This window comes from Streptomyces sp. (genome assembly GCF_035563135.1).
Taxonomy (GTDB): Bacteria; Actinomycetota; Actinomycetes; order Streptomycetales; family Streptomycetaceae; genus Streptomyces.
In genome coordinates this window covers 1-3,449 of sequence record NZ_DATMVN010000783.1, presented here as the reverse complement: position 1 = coordinate 3,449, position 3,449 = coordinate 1, and the positions used below count along the sequence as shown (strand labels likewise).

7 protein-coding genes are annotated in these 3,449 nt (G+C 66.8%); 1 reads left to right on the top strand and 6 read right to left on the bottom strand.

Features of this window, described 5'->3' with window-relative positions:
* The 6 genes from VN520_RS34840 to VN520_RS34815 form a co-directional block, all read right to left on the bottom strand.
* Positions 1–332 (bottom strand): hypothetical protein (locus VN520_RS34840; protein WP_325750953.1); only part of this gene is annotated, 332 nt, incomplete at its 3' end.
* A 269-nt stretch (positions 333–601) separates the two neighbouring features.
* Positions 602–1,459: a hypothetical protein gene (locus tag VN520_RS34835; protein WP_325750952.1), complete on the bottom strand. Its 858-nt coding sequence runs from the start codon at positions 1,457–1,459 to the stop codon at positions 602–604.
* Between the two features lie 135 nt (positions 1,460–1,594).
* Positions 1,595–1,870, bottom strand: a complete 276-nt coding sequence (locus VN520_RS34830; protein WP_325750951.1) for a hypothetical protein — start codon at positions 1,868–1,870, stop codon at positions 1,595–1,597.
* An 82-nt stretch (positions 1,871–1,952) separates the two neighbouring features.
* Complete coding sequence (locus VN520_RS34825) at positions 1,953–2,327, bottom strand: hypothetical protein (protein WP_325750950.1); 375 nt, start codon at positions 2,325–2,327, stop codon at positions 1,953–1,955.
* A 138-nt stretch (positions 2,328–2,465) separates the two neighbouring features.
* Positions 2,466–2,753, bottom strand: a complete 288-nt coding sequence (locus VN520_RS34820) for a hypothetical protein (protein ID WP_325750949.1) — start codon at positions 2,751–2,753, stop codon at positions 2,466–2,468.
* Positions 2,754–2,847: 94 nt separating this feature from the next.
* Positions 2,848–3,099, bottom strand: a complete 252-nt coding sequence (locus tag VN520_RS34815; protein ID WP_325750948.1) for a hypothetical protein — start codon at positions 3,097–3,099, stop codon at positions 2,848–2,850.
* A gap of 168 nt (positions 3,100–3,267) precedes the next feature.
* Here VN520_RS34815 and VN520_RS34810 point away from each other — a divergent pair.
* On the top strand, positions 3,268–3,449 hold a 182-nt coding region (locus VN520_RS34810), incomplete at its 3' end, for a hypothetical protein (protein ID WP_325750947.1).

Sequence of the window (3,449 nt, the reverse complement as noted above, 5' to 3'; positions counted from 1 at the left end):
GGGGTTTTGATCCTGAAGGGGCGGTGGAGTGTCAGCTCCGCCAACCGTCGTGGCGTGGTCGCCAGGCCATCCACGTCGACGTCGACCCGGAAGTCGCCGGCCTGGGTGTAGAGGCGGAACGTGACTTCGTCCTGGCGGTTGGCGTTGGCGGCGGGTGTGCCGGGCCGCGTGTAGCGAAGCAGGACGTAGGTCTCTTCTTCGTGCACGGGCCGGTCCCGCCGGTAGAGCAGGCCGGGGAAGGAGCTCCGGACGAGGGCGACGTGCGCGCGGAGTAGGGCCTCGCGCGCAGCGGCCACGGCCGCCCAGCGGGCGTCATCGGCAGTGTTGGTCACGGTCTTCTCCATCATGTGATGTTCGGTGCTGCGGAATGGGTCGGGGTTGGAGGGCGGTGCCCTGTCCGCGCTCGGTTGGCGCCTGCAGGACGGGTCGGACAGCTCGGCGCGGCGCTGCGTGGTCTTCGCAATGACAAGATCGCGCGCTGGCTCGGGTGCCGAGGTTCGGCACGGGTGGGGTGATGCGTCCCCTCGGTGCCGCCCGACTGGGCGGCACCGAGGGCGAGTTGGCCTAGCCCAGCCTTGAGCAGTCGTGGCCGGACCTTGAGTTATCCGGCGGACACGGGGATGAGTGTGACCTTGGCAGGATCTATGCGGTCGTCCCAGATGGGGTGCTGCTGGCCGTTCACCCAGATGTCGTGCCCGTCGCGGGTCCTCGTGCGGAAGAGGGTGCTGCCCTCGTAGGTCGCAAGATCCCCGTGCTGCCAGCCTGGGGTCAGCACTGTGAGGTCGCTCAGGGCGTCGTGTTCCGGCAGCTCGGTGCCGTTGTCCAGCGTGATAGTGCCGCCGTAGTTGCTCTTGACGCGGGCCGTGTAGGTGACACGTATGAGCGCACCTGCCGTGAGCTCGTCGCGTGTGTTCTCGGCAGGGTGGCCGCCCATCTCCTCGTCATGGTGTACGGGGCGCATGAGTTGGTCGTGGGTCCAGGCGCTTCCGGTGATGAGTTGAGCGAGGATCGGGTCGCGGTCCGCGTCCCAATCCAGGACCGCGTTCCAGTCGATGCGAGGCTCTCCGTGGGCGAGCTGGTGGAGAGCGTCGAGTACGACGTAGGTGGACAGGTCGGGTCGGAAGAGAGCGTTTGCCTGTGCGTGGTCGAGATTGAGCGCGCTGGCGGCGGCTGAGTAGGCGTCGATGATGTCGCCTTGGTCGTCTTCAGCCAGCACGGAAGCCTGGCTGACCTGCGCGTAGTCGCCCCACCGATTGTTCAGGAGGGTGCGGCCACCGAGGAAGGCCGCCCATCCTGCTACGCCGAGCCGAGTGATTCCCGCAGCCGGGTCGCTTTCGGGCATCTCTCCGGGGGCGAGTTGAGCGTGGGGGCCGTTCATCGCGGCGCCGGTTTCGTAGTTGACAGGGTGGTTCAAGATGTGGTCGCGGACTTGTCGGGCAAGGTCAGCGTTGGGCTGCATGTGGGTGAGTCCCTTCTGGGGTGGCTGCTATGGATTGCGCATTCGAATCCGGGGTCGACGAAGCAGCGATATAACTGCAATCTATGTTTCTGATATAGCTCATTCAATAGATTGGATGGGCGGGTGGAAGGGTCATCAGGGCCGGCCGCAGGCGGCGGGGCAAGAGGGATGGTTCGGGCAGTTGCAGTCGGGGTCAAACTCGTTTTCGCTGCACTGGCACGAGGGGCATCGCTTTTCGCTGTTCTCCGGGTGGTCCACGCCGACAGTTCGCCGTCGGCCCTTGCGCGCCTGCTCTGCGGCGTCGAGGGCGCTCATAACCTCTGCGGTGGCATGCCGTCCGATCTGGTCGATCAGTACCGCTTCCAGGAGGTCGGGATCGATAGGACGCTGGGGGGACTGCTGTACGAGCACGTCGGTTCCTTCCATGGGATGGGATACAGCCCCCTGGCTCAGCCGGATCTTCTGGCTAAGCCAGGGGACTGCGGCAACCAGATCAGCCGGAGACTTGCATCCTCCAGGCATTCACGGCCTGGTCGGCGGTGTCACCGAGGGCCAGGTCCCAGAGGGCGTGGACGCGGCGCAGATCGTCCAGGGCGGCGCGGGTGAACGGCTGCGGGTCCCCAGCGATGGGGCCGCTGGCAGTCCAAGTGGGCGCGATCAGCCACAGCTTGGAGAGGTCGGCATCGACGGGCAGCGCAGGGCAGTTGATGGCACGGTGATGCTGGACGGCGATGGAGCCGTGGGCGGTGCAGTGAGTGGGGCGGGTGCCGGGAACGGCCTCAGCTGCTCCGCATGCAGCGCGGGCGCACGTACAGATGCGGAGGCTGGTGCCCGCCGGGGTGTGGGTGTGGGTCGCGAGGAGATTCACGGGCTGTCCTAGGCGTAGGGATGGGGACCGGCGGCGAACTGGTTGGGTCAGTTGAACCAGGAGGCCCGGTCGGATCACTTCGTGCACGGAGCGGGCCCGCAGACGGCTGGGGTGTGCTGGCCGGCGGCGGGAGGGGGACTACTTCTGTTTGGTCGGTGGATTGCTTTGCCTGTTCGCCGTGACCTGAGGACGGTCACAGGTGCCTACGGCGAGCAGGAACCACAGACAGGCGCCAATCAGTTCGAGCGCGGAATTCCGTCCGCATGCCAGGTCGGCGAGGCCTACGAGGGTGAAGCCAGCCGAGATGGCAATGAGCCAGCGGTGGGCGGACTTGGGACCCCACACGGCGAAGGTCACGAGGGACAGGCCGAGGAGCGCAGCGGTCAGTAGAAGCATCTGGGCGGTCGTCATCAAAGCCCTGTTCACGCGTGGTTATCGGAGGGGGAGGGGCGAGCGCACCGGCCGCGACCTGCCCCTGGATGGGCCCGGTGGGGATTCCCAACGGGCCCGTGGGCCATGGTCAGGCTGCGGGGTGAGCGACGATGTTGGGGCAGGAGTTGCCGTTGACGATCCCGCTGCCCTGGCAGTTGGCGCACTCCTTGGCCTGCTGGAGCTGGTGCAGGGCGCAGAGGCTGGTGAGAGCTGCGGCGTAGCCGGAGGCGGATCGGTCGTAGCGCCTGTCGATTGCATCGCGGAGGAGGCCAGCGGTTTCGAGGGCCAGGGAGTAGGTCGCGGCAGCGGACGTAGGCTGGGTGGTTTCCTTGGTGGCCATGAGGTCTCCTCTGGGGCTGGGTGAATGGGTGAGCGGACTTGCTCACTGACTGCAATCTATTCACTCACGCTCATTCATTCAATAAATAGCTGCTGCGGATCCCACGACTTTTGAGGAGCTCCGGCGTCGGTCCGGCAGTACATCCGAGGCTGCGGCGTGGGACGGCGCGTGGCCGCAGCAGAGCCCGTGGCGCACCGCGCCCTTCTTGCCGATCTGTGTCGGCCAGCGGTGAAGGACTGGCGGCTGCCGGGCTTCGGCCGTTCCGTCGACCGGTCAGGACCGCAGGACGGTGCGCGTCTCCTCGCTCGCGATCCGCTGGGCGGGGGCGGTCCGCAGGTCCGTCTTCTGGG